Source organism: Myxacorys chilensis, assembly GCF_059505265.1.
This window is the reverse complement of record NZ_JCACKG010000213.1, coordinates 1-19,543: the sequence shown is the minus strand read 5'-3', so window position 1 is coordinate 19,543 and position 19,543 is coordinate 1. Positions and strand designations below refer to the sequence as shown.

Annotated in this window: 17 protein-coding genes; 15 read left to right on the top strand and 2 right to left on the bottom strand. The window is 48.8% G+C overall.

Going from position 1 to position 19,543, the window contains the following annotated elements:
• The first annotated feature begins 55 nt into the window (after positions 1–55).
• Positions 56–1,873: a ShlB/FhaC/HecB family hemolysin secretion/activation protein gene (locus AC5JLB_RS21135; protein ID WP_495875794.1), complete on the top strand. Its 1,818-nt coding sequence runs from the start codon at positions 56–58 to the stop codon at positions 1,871–1,873.
• On the opposite strand, the gene gloB is transcribed toward AC5JLB_RS21135, so the two are convergent.
• Positions 1,870–2,640, bottom strand: a complete 771-nt coding sequence (gene gloB / locus AC5JLB_RS21130) for a hydroxyacylglutathione hydrolase (RefSeq protein WP_495875793.1) — start codon at positions 2,638–2,640, stop codon at positions 1,870–1,872. The genes AC5JLB_RS21135 and gloB overlap by 4 nt on opposite strands.
• A gap of 186 nt (positions 2,641–2,826) precedes the next feature.
• Here gloB and AC5JLB_RS21125 point away from each other — a divergent pair, with 186 nt between their 5' ends.
• From AC5JLB_RS21125 to AC5JLB_RS21080, 10 genes are all read left to right on the top strand, one after another.
• Positions 2,827–3,111 carry a hypothetical protein gene (locus AC5JLB_RS21125; protein ID WP_495875792.1) on the top strand — a complete coding sequence of 95 codons (285 nt, stop codon included), beginning with the start codon at positions 2,827–2,829 and terminating at the stop codon, positions 3,109–3,111.
• Positions 3,112–3,154: 43 nt separating this feature from the next.
• A complete protein-coding gene (locus tag AC5JLB_RS21120; RefSeq protein WP_495875791.1) occupies positions 3,155–4,507 on the top strand; it encodes a glycosyltransferase in 1,353 nt (450 codons plus the stop codon).
• Between the two features lie 51 nt (positions 4,508–4,558).
• Positions 4,559–5,710, top strand: coding sequence for a glycosyltransferase family 4 protein (locus tag AC5JLB_RS21115; RefSeq protein ID WP_495875790.1), 1,152 nt, complete (start codon positions 4,559–4,561; stop codon positions 5,708–5,710).
• Positions 5,711–5,713: 3 nt separating this feature from the next.
• On the top strand, positions 5,714–5,899 hold the full coding sequence (locus tag AC5JLB_RS21110; protein WP_495875789.1) for a hypothetical protein: 186 nt from the start codon (positions 5,714–5,716) through the stop codon (positions 5,897–5,899).
• Positions 5,900–6,010: 111 nt separating this feature from the next.
• Entirely contained in the window at positions 6,011–7,819 is a 1,809-nt protein-coding gene (locus AC5JLB_RS21105; RefSeq protein WP_495875788.1) for an ABC transporter ATP-binding protein, read from the top strand.
• Positions 7,820–7,861: 42 nt separating this feature from the next.
• Positions 7,862–8,821, top strand: a complete 960-nt coding sequence (locus tag AC5JLB_RS21100; protein WP_495875787.1) for a glycosyltransferase family 10 domain-containing protein — start codon at positions 7,862–7,864, stop codon at positions 8,819–8,821.
• A gap of 24 nt (positions 8,822–8,845) precedes the next feature.
• Positions 8,846–9,817, top strand: coding sequence for an Npun_R2821/Npun_R2822 family protein (locus tag AC5JLB_RS21095; protein ID WP_495875786.1), 972 nt, complete (start codon positions 8,846–8,848; stop codon positions 9,815–9,817).
• Positions 9,818–9,819: 2 nt separating this feature from the next.
• Positions 9,820–10,698, top strand: a complete 879-nt coding sequence (locus tag AC5JLB_RS21090; protein ID WP_495875785.1) for an Npun_R2821/Npun_R2822 family protein — start codon at positions 9,820–9,822, stop codon at positions 10,696–10,698.
• The gene (locus AC5JLB_RS21085) at positions 10,698–11,735 is read left to right on the top strand and encodes an Npun_R2821/Npun_R2822 family protein (protein ID WP_495875784.1); all 1,038 of its coding nucleotides are present in this window, start codon (positions 10,698–10,700) and stop codon (positions 11,733–11,735) included. The genes AC5JLB_RS21090 and AC5JLB_RS21085 overlap by 1 nt, the downstream gene beginning before the upstream one ends.
• A gap of 100 nt (positions 11,736–11,835) precedes the next feature.
• On the top strand, positions 11,836–12,786 hold the full coding sequence (locus AC5JLB_RS21080) for an NAD-dependent epimerase/dehydratase family protein (RefSeq protein ID WP_495875783.1): 951 nt from the start codon (positions 11,836–11,838) through the stop codon (positions 12,784–12,786).
• 22 nt (positions 12,787–12,808) lie between these two features.
• Here AC5JLB_RS21080 and AC5JLB_RS21075 read toward each other — a convergent pair whose 3' ends face one another.
• Positions 12,809–13,900, bottom strand: coding sequence for an ABC transporter ATP-binding protein (locus tag AC5JLB_RS21075; protein ID WP_495875782.1), 1,092 nt, complete (start codon positions 13,898–13,900; stop codon positions 12,809–12,811).
• A 181-nt stretch (positions 13,901–14,081) separates the two neighbouring features.
• Between AC5JLB_RS21075 and AC5JLB_RS21070 the strand changes: the two genes are divergently transcribed.
• The 4 genes from AC5JLB_RS21070 (at position 14,082) to AC5JLB_RS21055 (ending at position 19,489) form a co-directional block, all read left to right on the top strand.
• Positions 14,082–14,489 carry a response regulator gene (locus tag AC5JLB_RS21070; protein WP_495875781.1) on the top strand — a complete coding sequence of 136 codons (408 nt, stop codon included), beginning with the start codon at positions 14,082–14,084 and terminating at the stop codon, positions 14,487–14,489.
• Positions 14,490–14,678: 189 nt separating this feature from the next.
• Positions 14,679–15,476, top strand: coding sequence for an endonuclease/exonuclease/phosphatase family protein (locus tag AC5JLB_RS21065; protein WP_495875780.1), 798 nt, complete (start codon positions 14,679–14,681; stop codon positions 15,474–15,476).
• 2 nt (positions 15,477–15,478) lie between these two features.
• A complete protein-coding gene (gene cls, locus AC5JLB_RS21060; RefSeq protein ID WP_495875779.1) occupies positions 15,479–16,906 on the top strand; it encodes a cardiolipin synthase in 1,428 nt (475 codons plus the stop codon).
• Between the two features lie 63 nt (positions 16,907–16,969).
• Positions 16,970–19,489, top strand: coding sequence for a U32 family peptidase (locus AC5JLB_RS21055; RefSeq protein WP_495875778.1), 2,520 nt, complete (start codon positions 16,970–16,972; stop codon positions 19,487–19,489).
• The last annotated feature ends 54 nt before the right edge of the window (positions 19,490–19,543 follow it).

Genomic DNA, 19,543 nt, shown 5'->3' with positions numbered 1-19,543 from the left:
ACGGCTCAGCCCCTCCGTACTAACCAGAATGGCGCTCGCAGAGTTTGTCTGTATCATGAAAGCGATTTATCTACGGGAAAATTTTTCTCCTCGGGGCGATCGGTTTATGAGTAAATTGATGAATATTCAGGTTTTATGTTGTCTAACTAGTCTAATTGGGCTTTTCATTGCACCCAACGCGATTGGCACGGAGCGCAATGGAGAACCCGCAGAGGCTTCCTTCAACGTCTCACAGACCGCTCCATCTCCAGCCCTGCCAAGAGCCAATCCAAACCCCGATCGCTTTCTCCAACCGATTCCCAACCCGCAGCCCCTGCCCGCAGAAACACCCCTCTCACCGACTCCAGATCCGACTCCAACTCCCGAACCGTCGTCGGTCAACATTCCAGTCCGCAAAATTGAAGTCGTGGGCGGAACGATATTGAGCGCCGACGAAATTGCGCGAATTACCCAGACAGTTGAAGGAAGAACTGTCACTCTTGAAGAGCTGCGAAACGTAGCAGACGCGATCACACAGCTTTATCTCAGTCGTGGTTACATTACCTCCAGAGCGGTTGTTGCCGATCAAGAGATCGTAGATGGCGTTGTGCAAGTCCGAGTGATTGAAGGCTCGATTGAAGCCATCGACATTCAAGGATTAGCGCGGCTCAAACCGTTTTACGTGCGCGATCGCTTACGCCTTGGAACCGCTACGCCCCTTAATAAAGATAAGCTCGAAGACCAATTACGGTTGCTTAAAGCCGATCCGTTATTTGACGCCGTAGAAGCAAGTCTGCGTCCCGGAATCGGTTTGGGACAAAGCATTTTGACCGTCCGGATTGAAGAGGCCCGTGGTCTAAACGGCTTTATTGGAGCGGATAACTATTCTCCGCCCAGCGTCGGCTCCGAGCGATTCGGCGGGATCGTGGGCTACCGCAACCTAACTGGATTGGGAGACCAACTCAGCGCGGCTTATTTTCGGACGGCTCAAGGTGGCTCCAATGCGTTTGATTTTAACTACCGAGTTCCGGTCAATGCGATGAATGGAACGCTGCAACTTCGGGTTGCCCCAAGCCGCAGCAAAATTGTCGAGCCTCAGTTTGCCGCCTTTGGCATCCGCAGCAACACCGATCTCTATGAGCTGAGCTACCGCCAACCGCTCGTCCGCTCGTCCCGCGAAGAATTTGCGCTTTCGTTGGGATTCGCTGCACAAAACGGACAAACGTTTTTGTTTCAAAGCACGCCGTTTCCGTTTGGCATTGGTCCTGATGCCACTGGTAACAGCCGGACTCGCGTTCTCAAATTTGGACAGGATTATGTCAAGCGCGATCTTGAAGGAGCTTGGGCCCTACGATCGCAGTTCAGCTTTGGTCTAGATGTCCTCAATACCACCAAAAATTCAGCCCCAATTCCCGACGGGCGGTTCTTTAGTTGGCTCGGACAAGTTCAGCGGGTGCAGCGACTCGGCGCAAATCATCTCTTGATTGCTCAAGCCGATCTGCAACTGACGCCCAACACTCTATTGCCCTCTCAGCAGTTTGTGATTGGGGGTGGTCAAACCTTGCGCGGCTATCGCCAAAATGCTCGCTCTGGCGACAATGGATTTCGGGTCTCGCTCGAAGATCGAATCGTGATTCAACGCAACGAAATTGGCGCACCGATTCTTCAATTCGCGCCGTTTGTAGACTTTGGCTCGATCTGGAACCGCTCTGGCAATCCTAACCTTCTTCCCGCTCAAACCTTTCTTGCCAGCGCCGGATTGGGCGTTATTCTTGAACCGTTTCCGCAATTTACGGTTCGGCTAGACTACGCGTTGCCATTCTCCGATCTGCGCGATCGCGGTGAAAATGCTCAAGATGAAGCCTTCTACTTTAGCGCCGGATATAGCTTTTAGAAGTTGTCTTTTTTCCGACGTAGAGCCGCGAAGGTTGTAACCGGATCGTGTTGATGCATTGCCTGTTGAATCGGGGTGGTGTCCCAACGCAAAAACGGGTTGGTGCGTTTTTCAAGTCCGAGTACAGTTGGAATCGTGGCTTGATTCTGACGACGCATCGTTTGAACCTCAGAAAAGCGAGCTTGCAAATCCTGATTCTCTGGATCGACGGCGATCGCAAACTTCAAATTGCTCAAGGTGTACTCGTGGGCGCACCAGACTTGGGTTGTGTCGGGTAAGGCTCTAAGCTGACTCAGCGATCGCATCATTTGCTCAGGTGTGCCCTCAGACAATTTGCCACATCCCGCAGAAAATAGAGTGTCTCCGCAAAATAGCTCCCCTGGCTGGGAGCCAGTCGGCGGAAAGTAGTAGGCGATGTGGGCGCGAGTATGCCCTGGGACAAAAAACACCTCGGCTTGACGATCACCCAACGAGACGCGATCGCCCGCCTGTAAAAATACCTGCTGTCCCGGAATTCGTCCGCGATCGTGACTACCTCCATAAACGATCGCATTGGGAAACTGGCGTAAGAGCTGCGTGTTTCCGCCTACGTGATCTCGGTGATGGTGAGTATTAAAGATGGCGACGAGGGTTGCTCCTAATTCACCTAGCTTTTGCAGCACAGGTTCTGCCTCTGCGGGATCGACAACCGCCGCGATTTGGGTTTGAGGGTTGTGCAGCAGAAAAACGTAGTTATTAGAAAGGACTGAAATTCGGTGGATTTGCATGACCTGAAATTTTTTCTTCGTGTTTATTCTGACCTTCAACCTGTCAATACTTAAGTGGCGTGAAGGCGTCAAGTCAGAATTTATGAATTCTTGACCATTTGCTTACCGTACCTTTGCCTAGCAGCGTTAGAAAGGCGCAAAAGTAAGAAGGTCAACATAATTAATGGTATCCATATGAATACCGCTATGATTCGCGACTTGCTGCGGTGCGCGATCAGTCCCCTCGGCAATGAAGCCCCGATAACTTCTATGGTAAAAGCATCCCAAAATCGATTCAATTTGCCCACCAAACGAATTATTGAGCGGATTTTGCAAGTCGGATACCTTAACCGTCAAGAACATCTTCACTTGGCATCCGTGTTACTTGCCAGCCAACGCATTACCGAAGAAGAGCGGCGGCAGATTAATCGCATTTTTGACGATATTCAAAGTGGTCGAATCAAATTGGTGGATAACCAGGATTTGATTTAACGCCTACGGATTCTGTTTTTGTTCCACGCTATTTTTTTTGCCCATGAAGCTGATTCAAACCAGTGCTTGGTATCTTCCTGACTCGTCAGGAGGCGTGGAAGTCTATCTAGACGGATTAGCTCAAGATTTAAAGCTGTTGGGCGTTGAGTGCGTAATTGGTACGCCGCTTAAACCTGAGAAAACTTCTCCACTGACCCTTTCTCAGACCTACTCTCCGACAGATCACCACCAGACATATCACCACAATGGCATCGAGGTGTATCGCTATGCGTCGTTTGCCGCCTTTAAAGGCTGGCTGCAAGCGAGTCAAAGCAAGATTTATCACCAGCATACGGTGCGCGATTCTGAAGGAAGCCCACTGCGAGGTGGATGCGGCATTCCTCATCTTCGTCTCGCGCGTGAATTGGGCATGAAAACGATCCTAACCGTTCACATGCCAGAGGTGGTTTGTGTACGCGGCACAATGATGCAAGCCGGACAAACCGCCTGCGATGGGCAGATTAATGTGACTCGATGTGGTCACTGTTTAGGCGTTTCAAAGCGCGTTCCGCCCTGGATTGCCGAGCCGTTAAGCCAACTGCCGCGATCGCTGATCACCGCAAGTCACGATCGCCTGCGTCAATCTAGCGATGTCCGATTCCGCCAATTGGGAACGACACTGAGGACTCCGGCTCAGGTGCGCGATCGCGCTCATCAACTGCGAGAAATTGTCCAGCTCACCGATCGAATCGTTGTTGTCTGTCAATGGCTCTACGATGCCCTTGTGGCCAACGGCGTTCCTGAAACCAAACTCCTCCTTAGTCGTCACGGCGTCTCTCCGACATCTCACCTTTCACGCCCTGTCTCCCACGCCTCACTTAAGATCGGCTTTCTCGGTCGTTGGCAAGAAACAAAGGGCGTTCAAATCCTCGTTCAAGCGCTTCAGCACGTGCCGCGATCGCGACCTGTCGAACTGATCATCCATGCCACTCACGCCGATGAGCATGGACAGGCAAACCGCGACCGAATTCTTGCGATCGCAGCCCAAGATTCCAGAATTCAGATTCGAGAGCCGTTAAGTCGTGCCGATGTGCCGGGTGCGATCGCTCAGTTCGATCTTTTAGCCGTTCCTTCACAGTGGCTAGAAACGGGGCCTTTGGTTGTGCTAGAAGCTCATGCTGTTGGAACTCCAGTCATTGGTTCGGATTTGGGCGGCATCGCTGAACTTGTCAGTCATGGCAAAGATGGCTGGTTGATTCCAGCAACAGATCCCCAAGCTTGGGCAAACGCCATTGAGCATTTGGCAGAACATCCAGAAGTTGTGGCGACGCTCAAGCAAGGCATCCAACCTGTAAAGACAGTCCGTGAAGTCGCGGAGGAGATGGTAGGGCTTTATGAAGAACTGATAGAGGATTGAGGGTACTTTTAGTCAGGACTCTGGCGCACTCTTTGTTGTGAAAGTTTCGTTATGAAAGTTTCTATTTTGACTCCCAACTTTTCTAAAGGTGGCGTCGATCGCGCTTATCTTTTAGCGCAAGTGCTGCGATCGCTCAATCACGACGTCGAAATTTTGGGATTTTTGTTTGGCGAAAAAATCTATCCAGAACCGCCGCCAGATCTGCCAATTGTGTGTTTACCCGGAAATCAGCCACCTTTGTTTGCTTCGGTTAGACATCTGCTCTCCAGAATTGATGGTGGCGTGGTGTATGCCGTAAAGCCTAAGCCCGCGAGTTTTGGCGTCGCGTTGCTCAAAAAACTTCAGATGCGATGTCCCGTCATTCTAGACATTGACGATTGGGAAATGAGCTGGATGGGCGGCGACGAGTGGCGCTATCGTCCGGGACTAAAGCAATTTGCGCGGGATGTATTGAAATCGGATGGCGCGCTGCGATCGCTCGATCATCCTCTCTATCTTCAAGCGATGGAAAAACTGGTGTCTCGTGCGGATGCCATCACAGTTGACACGCAGTTCCTAAAAAATCGCTTTGGCGGCGTGTATCTACCTAATGGCAAGGACACGAGTATGTTTGATCCGCAAAAACACGATCCAGAGGAGAGTCGTCGTAAATACGGATTATCCGATTATCGGGTGCTGATGTTTCCGGGTGCGTCCCGTCCTCACAAGGGTTTAGAAGACGTTTTGGTTGCTCTCGATCGTTTAGACCAGCCTGATCTGAAGCTGGTAATTGTGGGTGGTAGTCCTTATGACGACTACGATCGCCACCTGATCGAAAAGTGGGGACGCTGGGTGATCAAACTCCCACCTGCTCCCTTTTGGCAAATGCCCGAAATTGTAGCAGCCGCCCATGTTGTAGTCGTTCCCCAACGGGACACGGTAACTGCCCAAGCTCAGTTTCCAATCAAACTCACCGAAGGAATGGCGATGGCAAAGCCAATTCTTGCCAGCCGAGTCGGGGATATCCCGGAGATCTTAGGTAACACTGGATTTCTTGTAAATCCCGGATCACCAGAGCACATTGCAGAAAGAATTAGTGAGATTTTTCAAGATTGGGATCTAGCTCAAGACCGGGGACTTCAAGCCAGAGAACGCTGTTTAGCTCACTACAGCGTGAATGCTATGGCTCCGATCGTCGAAAATCTCCTGTCTCAACTGCGCTAGTGGTTGCTGTCATTAGCGATCGCGCTCTTTCTAAAAACGCTGGGAGGGCGCGATCGCACAGTTAGCCGCACATCCAGACGTAGTAGAAACCTGCGTCAAGGAATTAAACCCATCCGTACGTTTGATGCCGTTGCCGATGAGATGAAACTGCTGTATCAGCGTATCCTGATTCAGAACACCCCTGCCTAAGATGCAAATCACCCTGTCTAAGTGTTTCCTGCACTAGGCAAGCGGGATAACTAGAAACAGTTCTTTGTCGTCGCTTGATGTGCCCTGATCGTCGTTTGTCTAGAACATTCCATGTCGCCTAACAAGCTCCTCCTTCAATTTGCCTTGCGATATCCCCGTTGGATCGTCGCAACAGTGGTTCTGGGCTTTTCAGGAGCCTTGTTTAATGGCGTCAGTACGATGCTGATTGTCCCCGTCGTTCTTGGGTTTTTGGGACAGGATGTGAATCTCAAGGGGATTCCTCCAGTGTTGCAAAAAGCCTTCTCTAGTGTGGATGGTCAAGCGGGAGACACCCGATTGCTCACCATGATGGGCGTTGTGCTCTTGGCAATTTTGCTCAAAAATATTACTAGCTATGTCAGCACTCTATCGTCGAGTCATTTATCGCGATCGCTAGTCAACGAGATTCGCAAAGATGGTCTCAAACTCTTACTCGACGTAGATTTAGACTTCTACGCTAAAACAAAAATTGGAGACTTAATCAATCGTTTAGGTGGAGAAGTCGGCTCAACGGCTGCCGCGATTCGGATTGCAATTCAGATGATCACGACTGTGATCACGGTCTTGGTGTTTGTAGCGCTACTACTCGCGATCTCTTGGCAACTGACCCTAGCATCTACTGTACTATTGCTATTTGTTTCGATCGCAAATAACTATTTTGTCAAACGAGCGAAGCAATTTGGGCAGAAACTCTCGGATCAGTCGCGTGATTATTCGGTAGCAGTGCTGGAGATGCTGTCAGGAATCCGATTGGTAAAATCGACGGGCAACGAACGGCAGGAATATCACAAGCTCGAAACGTTGATTGATGCGCGAGAACAAGCTGATTTTCAATCCCAGGCAAATGCGGCCCTAATTGGCCCCGTTAATGAGATGGCAGGCATCTTGACGGTGCTAGCGATCGTGGTTCTCGGTCGGGTTTTCTTTGCCACCGAACTCGAATCACTCTCAACAGTTCTACTCACGTATTTGCTGATTTTGTTTCGCCTGTTGCCTTTTGTTGGGCAACTCAACGGCGCTCGTGGTGCGTTTGCAACGATGGCTCCTAGCGTTGCCGTTGTAAACGAATTTCTGCGACGTGACAATAAACCGTTTATGAGCAAAGGCAATCACACCTTTATTGCCCTAGAAAACGAAATTCAATTTCAAAATTTATCCTTTTCGTATCCAGGATATGATCGTCAGGTGCTAGATCGCGTCAATCTATCGCTACCCAAAGGAACCACTCTCGCATTAGTTGGTTCTTCCGGAGCGGGCAAATCGACGATGGCAGACTTGTTGCCTCGATTTTACGACCTAACCGACGGACGGATTTTGATCGACGATCGCGACTTGCGCGACTTTGATCCCCAATCGTTGCGTCGAGCAATGGGCATCGTTAGCCAAGATACGTTTTTGTTTAACGACTCCGTTCGCAACAATATTGCGTATGCGTGTGACTCTGTAACAGACGATCAGATTATCGAAGCGGCGAAACGTGCCAACGCTTACGAGTTCATCGTGAATTTACCGCAAGGATTCGAGACACTGATTGGAGATCGCGGCGTGATGCTCTCGGGTGGACAGCGGCAACGCCTCGCGATCGCGCGTGCTCTCCTGCGCGATCCAGACATTCTGATTCTTGATGAAGCCACCAGCGCACTTGATACCGTTTCTGAACGGGTCGTGCAGCAAGCAATTGATGAACTGAGCCGCGATCGCACCACGCTCGTCATCGCTCACCGTCTGTCCACGGTGCAAAACGCTGATCAGATTGCCGTTCTCGATCAAGGTCAAGTCGTCGAACTCGGAACTCACACTGAGCTTCTCAAAAAAGGCGGTCTCTACGCTCAGCTTTATTCCCTGCAATTCTCACACGAAGAACAACCCGTCGGACTTTAGAAATCTCGTATCAGAAATCTCGCATCAGAAATTTCGCATCTTATGACTAAGAAAACGATTGGAATGGTCAGCAGCTACGTCGGTCTTAACCCAAGCCCGATCGATTGGCTATGGCAGCAGTCGCCCTACCCGTTTGGACAGTGGAACAATATTCAAATCGAAGCATCGGCAGAAAACCCCGATTTTCTACTGTTGTATCAGTTTGATTTTCCGCGTCCGTCTCAGCCGAAAAAATCGTTGCGGTCTATGCTGCGTAAACCTACGCCACTGCCCGATATTAGAGAACGGTTTCGCGGAGTTCCCCACGATCGCGCCATTTACTTACTTCGAGAACCGCCGCTTCCTGAAATCGTAGACATTACCAAAGCCAATTACGCCAACGCCAGCCAGTACTGCGCTCATGTTTCAGGCCCCGATGACTTTGCACCTGTCCCCGACTACATGCCTGCCATCTGGTATTTGGGCAATTCGTTTCGCGAACTGAACGACATGCCCCCACCCGAAAAAGTCAAAACCTGTAGCTGGATCACCTCTGGCATTAGCCGCACGGAGAATCATCGTAAGCGATTGGCGTTTCTGAAACTGCTGCAAGACAATGCCGTAGATTTCGATCTCTATGGGCGAGATCTCCCACCTTGGTCGCACAACAGAGGCCGGATGAACGGCAAGTGGTACGGCCTGGCTCCGTACTATTACAACTTGTCCATTGAGAACTACGCTGAGAACGATTGGTATGTCACTGAAAAACTTTGGGATGCTTTGCTGTCCTGGTGTTTGCCGATCTACTATGGCGGCTCTGCGGCAGACAAGCTGTTGCCTCCAGGAAGTTTTCTACGGTTACCGAGCTTGGATGAAAAAGGCTTGAAGTATATCCAGGAGGTGACGGCAACACGGGACGCTTGGCACGAGGCGAAAGCCGCGATCGCAGAAGCACGTCAAGTCATTCTGCACAAATTGAATCTAGTCAATTGGCTCTCCGAATATGTTGCTCGCTTCGATTGAAAGACGCTCTCTCGATAAACCACTATGAACGGAATTTGTACCCTCGCAAACGATCGTGTGTATGACCAACTCATCGCCTTGCTCAACAGCATTGAGGTGGTGATGGGTCAAACGCTGCCAATTTGCATTTATCCCTTTGATGATCAGTGCGATCGCATCCGGGCAGAAATTCGCAATCGCCCAAACGTTACGATCTACGACGATCAAGACTCGATCCGGCGTTGGGACACGTTTATGCAACGCATTGCCCCAGAGCGGTTAAATCACAAACTCCGGTTATATGGAGCGCATCGGCGGTTCTGCGCGTTTGATGGCCCGTTTGATAACTTCGTCTATATGGATGCAGATACGCTGGCGATGAGTCCGCTCGATCGCGTGTTTGGCATGTTAGATAAATTCGATTGGGTCGTTTACGATTACCAATTTCTCGATCCGAGCAAGATTTATAATGTCAATTCCCCGAAGCTCTATGACGTCTTTTCTGACGAACGGATTCGCAGCGAAATCTTTTGTTCTGGATTTTTTGCCGCCAAGCGGGGACTGTTTGGAGAGCAACAACGCGAAACTTTGATTGCGCAATTGCAAGCGGGCGATAAAGAGATTTTGTATGGGGGAGCCGGAGAGCAGCCTGTGCTGAATTACATGGTGATGCGCTCTGGGCTGAAAAGCTGTAATTTAGGGTCCTATTTGCCGTCTGACAAATCGACTGGATGTTCTGTCACCTCAAAGCATTTTGAAGAACGAAACCATATTCTTTACGATCGCGGTACTCGGCTGACCTATCTGCATTACATCGGCGTCAAGCCGCAATTGATGGAGCAAGTTTGCGCAGGCGAGAATGTCATGTTTCCCTACCGCAACTTATTCCTGCACTACCGCTTTTTACATGAGCCTCAGAAGCGTCCTGTGTTTCTCGATCCGCCGCCTTCTGAGCCTAAAACACTTTCTCCCAGTTTCGTTAAACGAGTTCTAAAAAAATTGAGGTTAGCTTACTAACAATGAAAGGAATTTATATCGTCGCAAACGATAAAGTTATTGATAATGCGATCGCATTGCTCAACAGTATTCGCCGCTGCGATCGTGAGGTTCCGGTCTACCTGATTCCGTTTAACGATGACTATCAAACGGTTCTCACAACGCTAAATCAATTACACAACGTTCAGCTTTTTCCTGACTTAGAGTTGCTGGAACGGCTCACTCGTAACGTGGGTGAAATCTTCGATCGCGACTTTCTAGCCTTGCCTAACAAAATGAGAAAGTTAGCCGTTTGGTTTGGTGTGTTAGATGAGTTTCTCTACATTGATACAGATATTGTTGTTTTTGAGAAAATCGCAGATCGATTAAATCGGCTTTCTGAAATAGATTTTTTTTGCAGCGACTATCACTTCTCTAGTGAAGGATTGCGAAACATATTTTCACCAGTTGTTCGTGAGCAAAACATTTTTACTGACGAACAACTACAAGATGTATTTAATAGTGGTTTTTGGGGATCGAAAAAAGGCGTAATTACTGAGGAGAAATTGTACAATGTGTTGCGAGAATGCTCTCAGCATCGAGAATATTTCGATTTTACTCAAGGCGTTACGGATCAACCTGTTCTAAATTACCTTATTCTCAAGTGTTTTCATAAACGAGAAAATTTGGTTAAAGCATCAGACAAAATACCTGGTAGTTGGGCTGGTTCTAAACACTTTGAGAATCGAAACTCTGTCCTGTACGACAAAGACCAGCCGCTGCAATACATTCATTGGGCAGGCATCGCCATGCATCCTAGCGCACCTTACTGGGAAGTATGGCAGCACTACCGTTATATGCATGAACCTAATAATTTTTGGCGTAAAGTATCTCGTTTAGTTCCTTTTGTGAGTGCAAGGTAATGAATGGTATTTACATTCTGGCAAACGACTATGTTTATCATCAGCTTGTGGCGTTGCTGAACAGTATTGAGGTAAATATTGGTCAAGATATGCCTGTGTGCATCATTCCTTATGACGATCGTTTAGACCAAGTAAAAGCTGAAGTTATTCGTCGTCCTCAGGTCACATTGTTTGAGGATCAAGACTCGATTGAGCGTTGGGAAGCATTTGCGACGCAAGCCTGGGAAGCCCACGATCGCGCGCAGAAAGAATGGCGCGATCGTGGGCTTCCCGAAACTTATCGTCTCGCCATGCACCGCAAATTGTGCTGTTTCGACGGTCCGTTTGATCAATTCATTTATTTTGATGCTGATACCCTAGCAATGGGATCAGTTGAGCCTATTTTCCAACAGTTAGAGCGGCACAGTTGGGTCACAAATGATTATCAGTACTGCTCAGATGTGAAGTACATTTTTGACGCATCTGAAGAAGATTTATCCAAGGTTTTTACTCTCAATAAGCTTAATCATATCTTCTGTGCGGGCTGGTTTGCTTCTAAAAAAGGTGTATTTACTGCTGACATTCTAGAGCAATTGCTACATCATCTTCGTGCAGGAGAAGCTGATCTAATGGCGCTTTGGGGTCCTGATCAATCGCTTCTAAATTACATGGTTTTGCGGAGCGAAATTTCGTACTATAACTTTGCAGTTCGAGGCGAGGCAACTGGTTCTCATTGGTCGTCTAAGTTCGATGAGATTGAGCATGTTTTGTATGACAAAGGGCGTCGATTAACTTACATTCATTACATGAGTGTTGCGTCATCTAAATTTAATCGTTTGTGTCAAGGCATTGCTGTAGAAATTCCTTATCGAGATTTGTTTTTGCATTATCGATATCTCAGTGATCCGACTCAGAAACCCGTGTCGTTTTTGCCAGAAACAGATAAGATTTCTGCCACTAATTTCGGCGCGATCGCAAGCTCAATTGCATCATTTATTAAGCGAAAAAATGGCAACTTGCAGCACAAGTTTCGTCGGCTCAAAAGCAGTTTGAGTTAGTAGTTTGCAGTCTTGACTGTTTAAGAACGAGAGAAGCGCATCTCCTAAGGAACCGCAATCAGGTAAGATCGTCAGATCGTTGGAGTCTGTTCTTATTTGTATGCCGACAAGCGTTGTGACTGGTGCTGCGGGGTTTATTGGGTCTCATCTCGTTAATGCTCTTTTGAGCCAAGGCGAGCAGGTGATCGGCGTCGATCAGTTTAATGAGTATTATGATCCAGCACTGAAGCGGAAGAATATTGCTCACGTTGCTCAGCATCCTAACTTCAAATTAATCGAGGCTGATATTCAAACTTTGGATTGGACAGCGCTGCTGGCAGACGTGGATGTTCTCTACCACCAGGCGGCACAAGCAGGCGTGCGATCAAGTTGGGGCACAGGGTTTCGCACTTATACCGAGCAGAATGTGAATGTGACGCAAATTCTATTAGAAGCGGCGAAAGAATCGAAGCGGCTTCAGCGGTTCGTATTTGCGTCGAGTTCGTCTATTTATGGTAATGCTGAGGCGATGCCAACGTCGGAAACGCTTTGTCCTCGTCCAGTTTCGCCTTATGGAATTACAAAGTTAGCGGCAGAACAACTCTGCGGACTGTATCACCAAAATTTTAGGGTTCCGATCTGTGCGTTGCGCTATTTCACCGTGTATGGGCCGCGCCAACGCCCCGATATGGGATTTCACAAATTCTTCAAAGCTGCTCTAGACAATCAGCCGATCGACATCTACGGGGACGGGCAGCAAACGCGAGATTTTACCTATGTTAGCGATGCGATCGCAGCTAATCTCGCCGCCGCCACCGTTCCTGAAGCGGTAGGAGAAATCTTCAATATCGGTGGGGGAAGCCGCGTAGCGCTAACTGAAGTGATTGATACGATGGCTGCGATCGCAGATCGACCTATTCAACGAAACCATATCGAGACGGCGATCGGGGATGCCCGTCACACGTCGGCAGATGTGTCGAAAGCGCAAAGAATTCTCCGCTACCAACCGCAAGTCAAGTTATCTGAAGGCTTGCAGCAGGAATGGGAATGGATTCGAGCGTTGTATGCGTGAAGTCGATTCATCACAAAATTCATCATAAAATTGGATAGATCCGCGTTCCAGTGGCAGGATCAAACAGAAAAATCTGATTTAAATCTAGACTGACGAAGATTTGCTCCCGCGATCGCAAGTTTAAATCCGGGCGAATCTGCACATTCAAACTCGGTTGCAATCCGCGGTTCTCATTCGGCAGCACAACCCGCACTAAGACTTCTCGTCCCAACGGTTCGACAACGCTCACTTCTGCTCGGAATTGCCCCGACTCGCGGCTCACCTGCACATATTCAGGTCGAATGCCCAAGTCAAACCTTGCTCCAAGCGTATACTGAGGCTTCCATTTGGGCGGGAGTGGAATGCTTTGTTCCCCGATCTGAAACCCTGTTCCGGTGAAGGTGACGGGCAGAACATTCATCGGCGGGTTCCCTAGAAACGTCGCGACCATGCGATTGACGGGACGATCGTAAATCGTTTGCGGCTCACCAATTTGCTGAATCGCCCCGCGATCGAGAACGACAATTTGATCTGCCAACGTCATTGCTTCGACCTGATCGTGAGTGACATAGATTGTCGTAATTCCTACACGTTGATGCAGTTGCTTTAATTCAGCCCGTGTATCGTCTCGCAGTTGAGCATCTAAATTAGAAAGCGGTTCATCGAGTAGAAAAACCTGCGGTTGTCGTGCGATCGCGCGTCCCAAGGCGACTCGCTGCTGTTGTCCGCCCGAAAGCTGTCGCGGCTTGCGATCGAGCAGATGAGCAATATCAAGAATGTGCGCGACGGTTTCGACCCGCTCTCCAATCGTTTTCGCATCTGCTTGCCGCATCTTTAAGCCAAAGGCAATATTTTCTGCCACCGTCATGTGGGGATATAGCGCGTAGTTTTGAAACACCATAGCGACATCACGTTGACGCGCAGGCACATTATCCACCAGCGTTTCGCCGATGTAGAGATTCCCAGAGGTTGCGGTCTCTAGCCCCGCGATCGTTCTCAAAATGGTCGATTTGCCGCACCCAGACGGGCCGACCAACACCCAAAATTGTCCTTCTGGAACGGTGAACGAAATATTATCGACTGCTGCAAATTTGCTGAACCGTCGTGAGATGCCGTCTAGTCGAACGCTTGCCATAGCCTTGATCTAAGCTTGTCAATTCTTACCCATTTTAGACTAGAGCTTTTTGATCATAGAAAATTGGCTGGTATACCTGAAAAGAGGCTTCAGGTCGATATCGGATGCAATCAATCTGAAGAAATGCTATTTTAATACAATTGAAGATTAAATTGTTTAGCGTGGTTCCACTGCATCAATTTTGTCCAGCCCGCCCCCAGAACTAACCCCTTTTCGAGTCCTCGTGGTTGAGGATGAAGCCGTCACCCGGACAGCACTAACACTTCTACTAGAGTATCAGGGAGCCGCCGTAGTTGATGCTGGCTCGGTTAAAGAAGGAATCCAACTGTTAGAGGGTGGGTTTCAGCCTGATATTTTACTCAGTAATATTCGTCTGCCTGATGGAACGGGTGCTGCTGTGCTTCAGTATTTGCGGCATCAAGACTCAATGCGACAACGACAAACGCCTGCGATCGCGCTCACAGGAGAAGATCTAGAAACGGTGCGAGAAGACCCAGAGTTTGCCGGATTTCAGCTCTACCTGTCCAAACCGTTTGACGCACGAACGTTGGTGGATGCGATCGTGACTTTAATTAAACGCTTTGATTAAGCAACTCTGATTAAACAACTCTAATTAAACAACTCTGATTAAACAGTAGCGGCCTTCTAAGAACAGGTTGCTCAATGCGAATGTCCCGTCAATCTATTACTATCAGATAGACAGAATTCATGCGATTGCTCCGCAAGCTTCCGAAGGAATCGCACAATCCTCGAAGCTTAGCAAAATCAATCGCAATCAATGCTAAAGACCTTCCTGCCATCTTATCGATTTGTTCGGACAGATGAAACGATTATTCATCGCGTTCATCATGATCCGTTGCCCCTCTGCGGCAGATCGATTCGAGTTCTCAATTGGAACATTGCCAAGAACAATGGAGATAACGCTTGGCTCAGCGATTTCGCAAAGATTCTAGAACGCTACACCCCGAATCTGATTTTTTTACAAGAAGTGCGGCTTTGTGCCGAAGCCAAGTATTTGAGCGAATTGACCGAGATGGGATGGAGCTTTGCGCCCAACTTTATTGATACTTATCACAACAGTTATGCAGGGGTGTTAACGGCGGCGAGAGCCTCTTCTCTAACTCGCAAGGCAGTCATCACCGAGCATTACGAACCCGTGACTCAAACGCCAAAAGTGTCGCTTGTGGTTGAATATCCGCTACCTAACACTGATAGAACGTTGCTTACCGTTAATTCTCATTTGATTAACTTTGTCGAGTTGACCAAATTTAAGGCACAGTTGCACGAGCTAGAATGCGCGATCTCGGCTCATTCTGGGGCAGTAATCTTTTCTGGAGACTTTAATACCTGGAATCGATCGCGGTGGGTCATGTTGGCAGCGATGGCGCGGAGACTCGGACTAACGCGGGCCAAATTTCCTCCAGAGGATGCCCAAAACATCAAACGTTTTTTACTGTCACCGCCACTCGATCACATTTTCTATCGAGGATTTAGTCAAAATTTTGTGGGAGCAAAAGTTCTCAATCATGTGGTTTCATCGGATCATAAACCTATGATTGTTGAGTTTTTGGGCTAAATGTGGATAAAGTATCCGTGCTGAGCATCCTGGTTTTGTTGGTGCAAGTGGGGGGCGTTGCGAGTGCTGCCCATGCGGTGATGAATGTGCGATCGTCGCGGGGGGCAGTTGCTTGGAGTATTTCACTCGTCACCTTTCCCTGGGTTACGATTCCTCTCTACTGGGTGTTCGGTAGAAATCAGTTTCAAGGGTATGCAGAAGCATTGCGGGGTGCGTTTGGTGAACATCAAGACTTAGTGCGTCAGGCATACCAAGAACTGCGGAGTCAGATCACTCCGCTACCAGAACAGCTTGCGCCTTTAGAAGAACTCGCCGATCGCCTTGCCGCCATTCCATTTACCTCTGGTAATCACGTTGAGCTGCTGATTAATGGTGAAGCTACATTTACAGCAATGCTAGCGGCAATCGAAGCAGCAACAGATTATATATTGCTGCAAACTTATACGCTGGGTGATGATCGCGTCGGAAATGAGTTTCGTCGAGCGTTAATTGAGAAAGCGCAGCAGGGCGTCAAAATTCATCTGCTTTATGATGGCATTGGCACTCGAAGGTTGTCACACATGTATCGGCGATCGCTAGAGCGCAGTGGCGTTCAGATGAGAGTGTTTAAGAGTACGAAAGGCAAGTGGAATCGTTGGCAGGTGAACTTTCGCAATCACCGCAAGATTTTGATTGTCGATGGCGCGATCGCGTTTGTGGGGGGTCTCAATATTGCAGATGAATACATGGGCTATAAGCCACGGCTCAGCCCGTGGCGGGACACCCATTTAAGAGTCCGGGGTGCATCTGTGCAGTGTTTGCAGGGCAGTTTTTTAGGCGATTGGTATTGGGCAACCCGAGAAGTTTTAGATGTGAATTGGGATGTGCAACCCAGTCTAGAAGCCGATCAAACAGCATTTGTCCTACCGACTGGGCCTGCCGATCGCTTGCCCAATTGTATTTTGTTTTTTGTGAATGCCATCAACCAAGCGACCGAACGGCTATGGATAGCAAGTCCTTACTTTGTGCCCGATGATTCGTTTCTCACAGCATTGAAATTAGCGGCGATTCGCGGGGTTGACGTCCGCATTCTGCTGCCCGATCGCCCGGATCACTTTTGGGTTTACTACTGCGCGTTTTCCTACTACAAAGAAATGCAAATGGCAGGCGTTAAATTCTATCGCTATGAACCAGGATTTTTGCATCAGAAAGTGATGTTAATTGACCATGCGATCGCGTCGGTGGGCACGGTCAATTTAGACAACCGCTCGTTTTTTCTCAACTTTGAAGCCTCGATGTTTGTCACATCGCTACCGTTTATTCAAGCGGTTGAACAGATGCTCCTAGCTGATCTAAAAGAGTGTCGCCTCGTCGAGAGTTCGGAGGAAAAAGAACCGTTGTGGCTCCGATTTACAGCAAGAGTTGCCCGATTGCTGTCTCCGGTTCTCTAATTTGTCAGTTAAATTGCTACGATCGCTAGTGCCCTTCTGTTAACCGATTTCATGAATGCCACCGTGACTACTCGACCCGAATTGCTGGCTCCCGCGGGACATTGGGACTGCGCCAAAGCCGCTGTCGAAAATGGTGCAGATGCGATTTATTTTGGGTTAGAGCGCTTCAATGCTCGAATGCGAGCACAAAACTTTACCGAAGCTGATTTGCCCGAACTGATGACGTTCTTGCATCGTCGCGGCGTGAAAGGTTACGTTACGCTGAATACGTTAGTGTTTCCCAAAGAACTCACAGAAGCAGAACACTATCTTCGGACAATCATTGCGGCTGGTGTTGACGCAGTGATTGTGCAAGATATTGGCATTTGTCGTTTAATTCGACATTTATCCCCTGATTTTCCGATTCATGCTTCGACTCAAATGACCGTTACAAGCGCCGCTGGAGTGGAGTTTGCAAAGTCGTTGGGCTGCCAGTTAGTTGTACTGGCGCGAGAGTGTTCGATCCAAGAAATTAATAAAATTCAGCAGCAGATCTATGATTCGCAAAGCGAAGCTCCGAAGGACAATGCGGCACTTCCGTTAGAGGTGTTTGTGCATGGAGCGCTCTGCGTTGCCTACTCTGGACAGTGTTTGACGAGTGAAGCGTTGGGCGGGCGCTCAGCCAATCGAGGAGAATGCGCTCAAGCCTGTCGAATGCCTTACGATCTGGTGGTAGACGGCAGAGTAGTGGATTTGAGCGATCCAGATCAAGGCGCAAATCGTCGATATTTACTCAGTCCTCAAGATTTGGCAGGACTTTCGGTATTGCCGGAGCTAATCCAGTCGGGCGTCGCCTCTCTCAAGATTGAAGGACGGCTGAAAAGCCCGGAGTATGTGGCGAATGTGACGCGAGTTTACCGGGAGGCGATCGATCGAGTTGTGAATGCAACGTCGAATAATGTAGGACGTGACGGTTCCGCTTCGGGCGATCGCTACAAGTTAGAAATGGCATTCTCGCGGGGACTCCACACCGGATGGTTTGAAGGCATCAACAATCAAGCGCTGGTTCATGCCCAATTTGGCAAAAAGCGGGGCGTTTATTTGGGCGAAGTGAAGTCTATTCGCAACGAGCAACTCGCGATTCGACTGCAAGCTCCGCTCAAAGCTGGAGACGGCGTTGTGTTTGATAGTGGACACCCCGAAGCCAAAGAAGAAGGCGGACGGGTCTACACGGTCGATCAGCGCGGACAAGACTCGATTCTTACCTTTGGCAAACGCGATCTAAACTGGCGTCGAATTGAAGTCGGCGATCGCGTCTGGAAAACGAGCGATCCAGAACTTGATCGACAGTTGCGCCAAAGTTTTGCAGGCGATGCTCCCAAGTTTCAACGCCCAATTTCAGTTGAAATTCATGGCGAAAGCGGACAGCCATTGGTTGCGATCGCCCGCGATGAACAGGGGCATATTGCTCAAGTTGAATCGTCCATTCTCCTCACCGAGGCTCACACACAGCCACTCACAACCGAACGATTGCAAGACCAGTTCGGGCGGTTGGGTAATACTCCGTTTCGGTTAGATAGGTTGACTAATCGGCTTGGGGATGGCGTGATGCTACCGATTAGTGAACTAAATCGGGTGCGACGAGAGATGGTTGAGCGATTGGACATCCTGAGATCGCAGCCAAAACGCTGGCAGCTTAACGAAAAAGCAACACTCCAAAATTTGGTACTCGAAAATTTGGTTGTGCATTCAGATTCCGCAATCGTGGATCAGTCTCCAGAGCTAATCGTTTTAGTTCGTAATTTTCAACAATTGAAAGCAGCGCTTCAATCAGGAATTAAAACCCTGTATTGCGAATTTGAAGATCCTCGTGCCTACGGTCAAGCTGTTGAACTGGTTCGCCAATCTTCCTCATCTGTCTGGGTGGCACCACCTAGAATCACCAAACCAGGCGAGAATTGGATTTTGCAGCAGGTGCGTCAATCTGATGCAGATGGTTATTTGATCCGAAATTATGATCAGCTAAAGTTCTTTAGAGGCGATCGCTGTATTGGAGACTTTTCATTCAATGTGGCGAATCACTTAACGGCAGATTATTTGAAGCAAACGTTTGCGCTAGAGCGATTAACAGCGTCCTATGATCTGAACATGGAGCAGTTAACGGATCTACTAACGAGTACATCACCTCATACATTTGAGATCACGATTCATCAGCATATGCCAATGTTTCACATGGAGCATTGCGTGTTCTGCGCCTTCTTGTCTGATGGGACGGACTATAAAAACTGCGGTCGCCCCTGTGAGAACCATGACGTCACCTTGCGCGATCGCACCGGGACGGAACATGTTCTACATGCCGATTCGGGTTGTCGAAATACGGTCTTTAACGGCAAGGCTCAGACGGGGGCAGAATACATGCAGCATTTAGTTCAATTGGGAGTAAGGTACTTCCGCGTTGAGTTTGTCAACGAGTCTCCGCGCGAGGTGATACAGACGATTGATCGCTATCGTCAATTGATGCGGGGCGAAATTACCGGAGCGCAGTTGTGGCGAGAATTGAATTTGCAGAATCAACTGGGTGTGACACGAGGAACATTGAGCTAGGTAATGTCTCAGACATGTTGTTTGGGTCTAAATGACTAGTCCAAAGGCGATTCG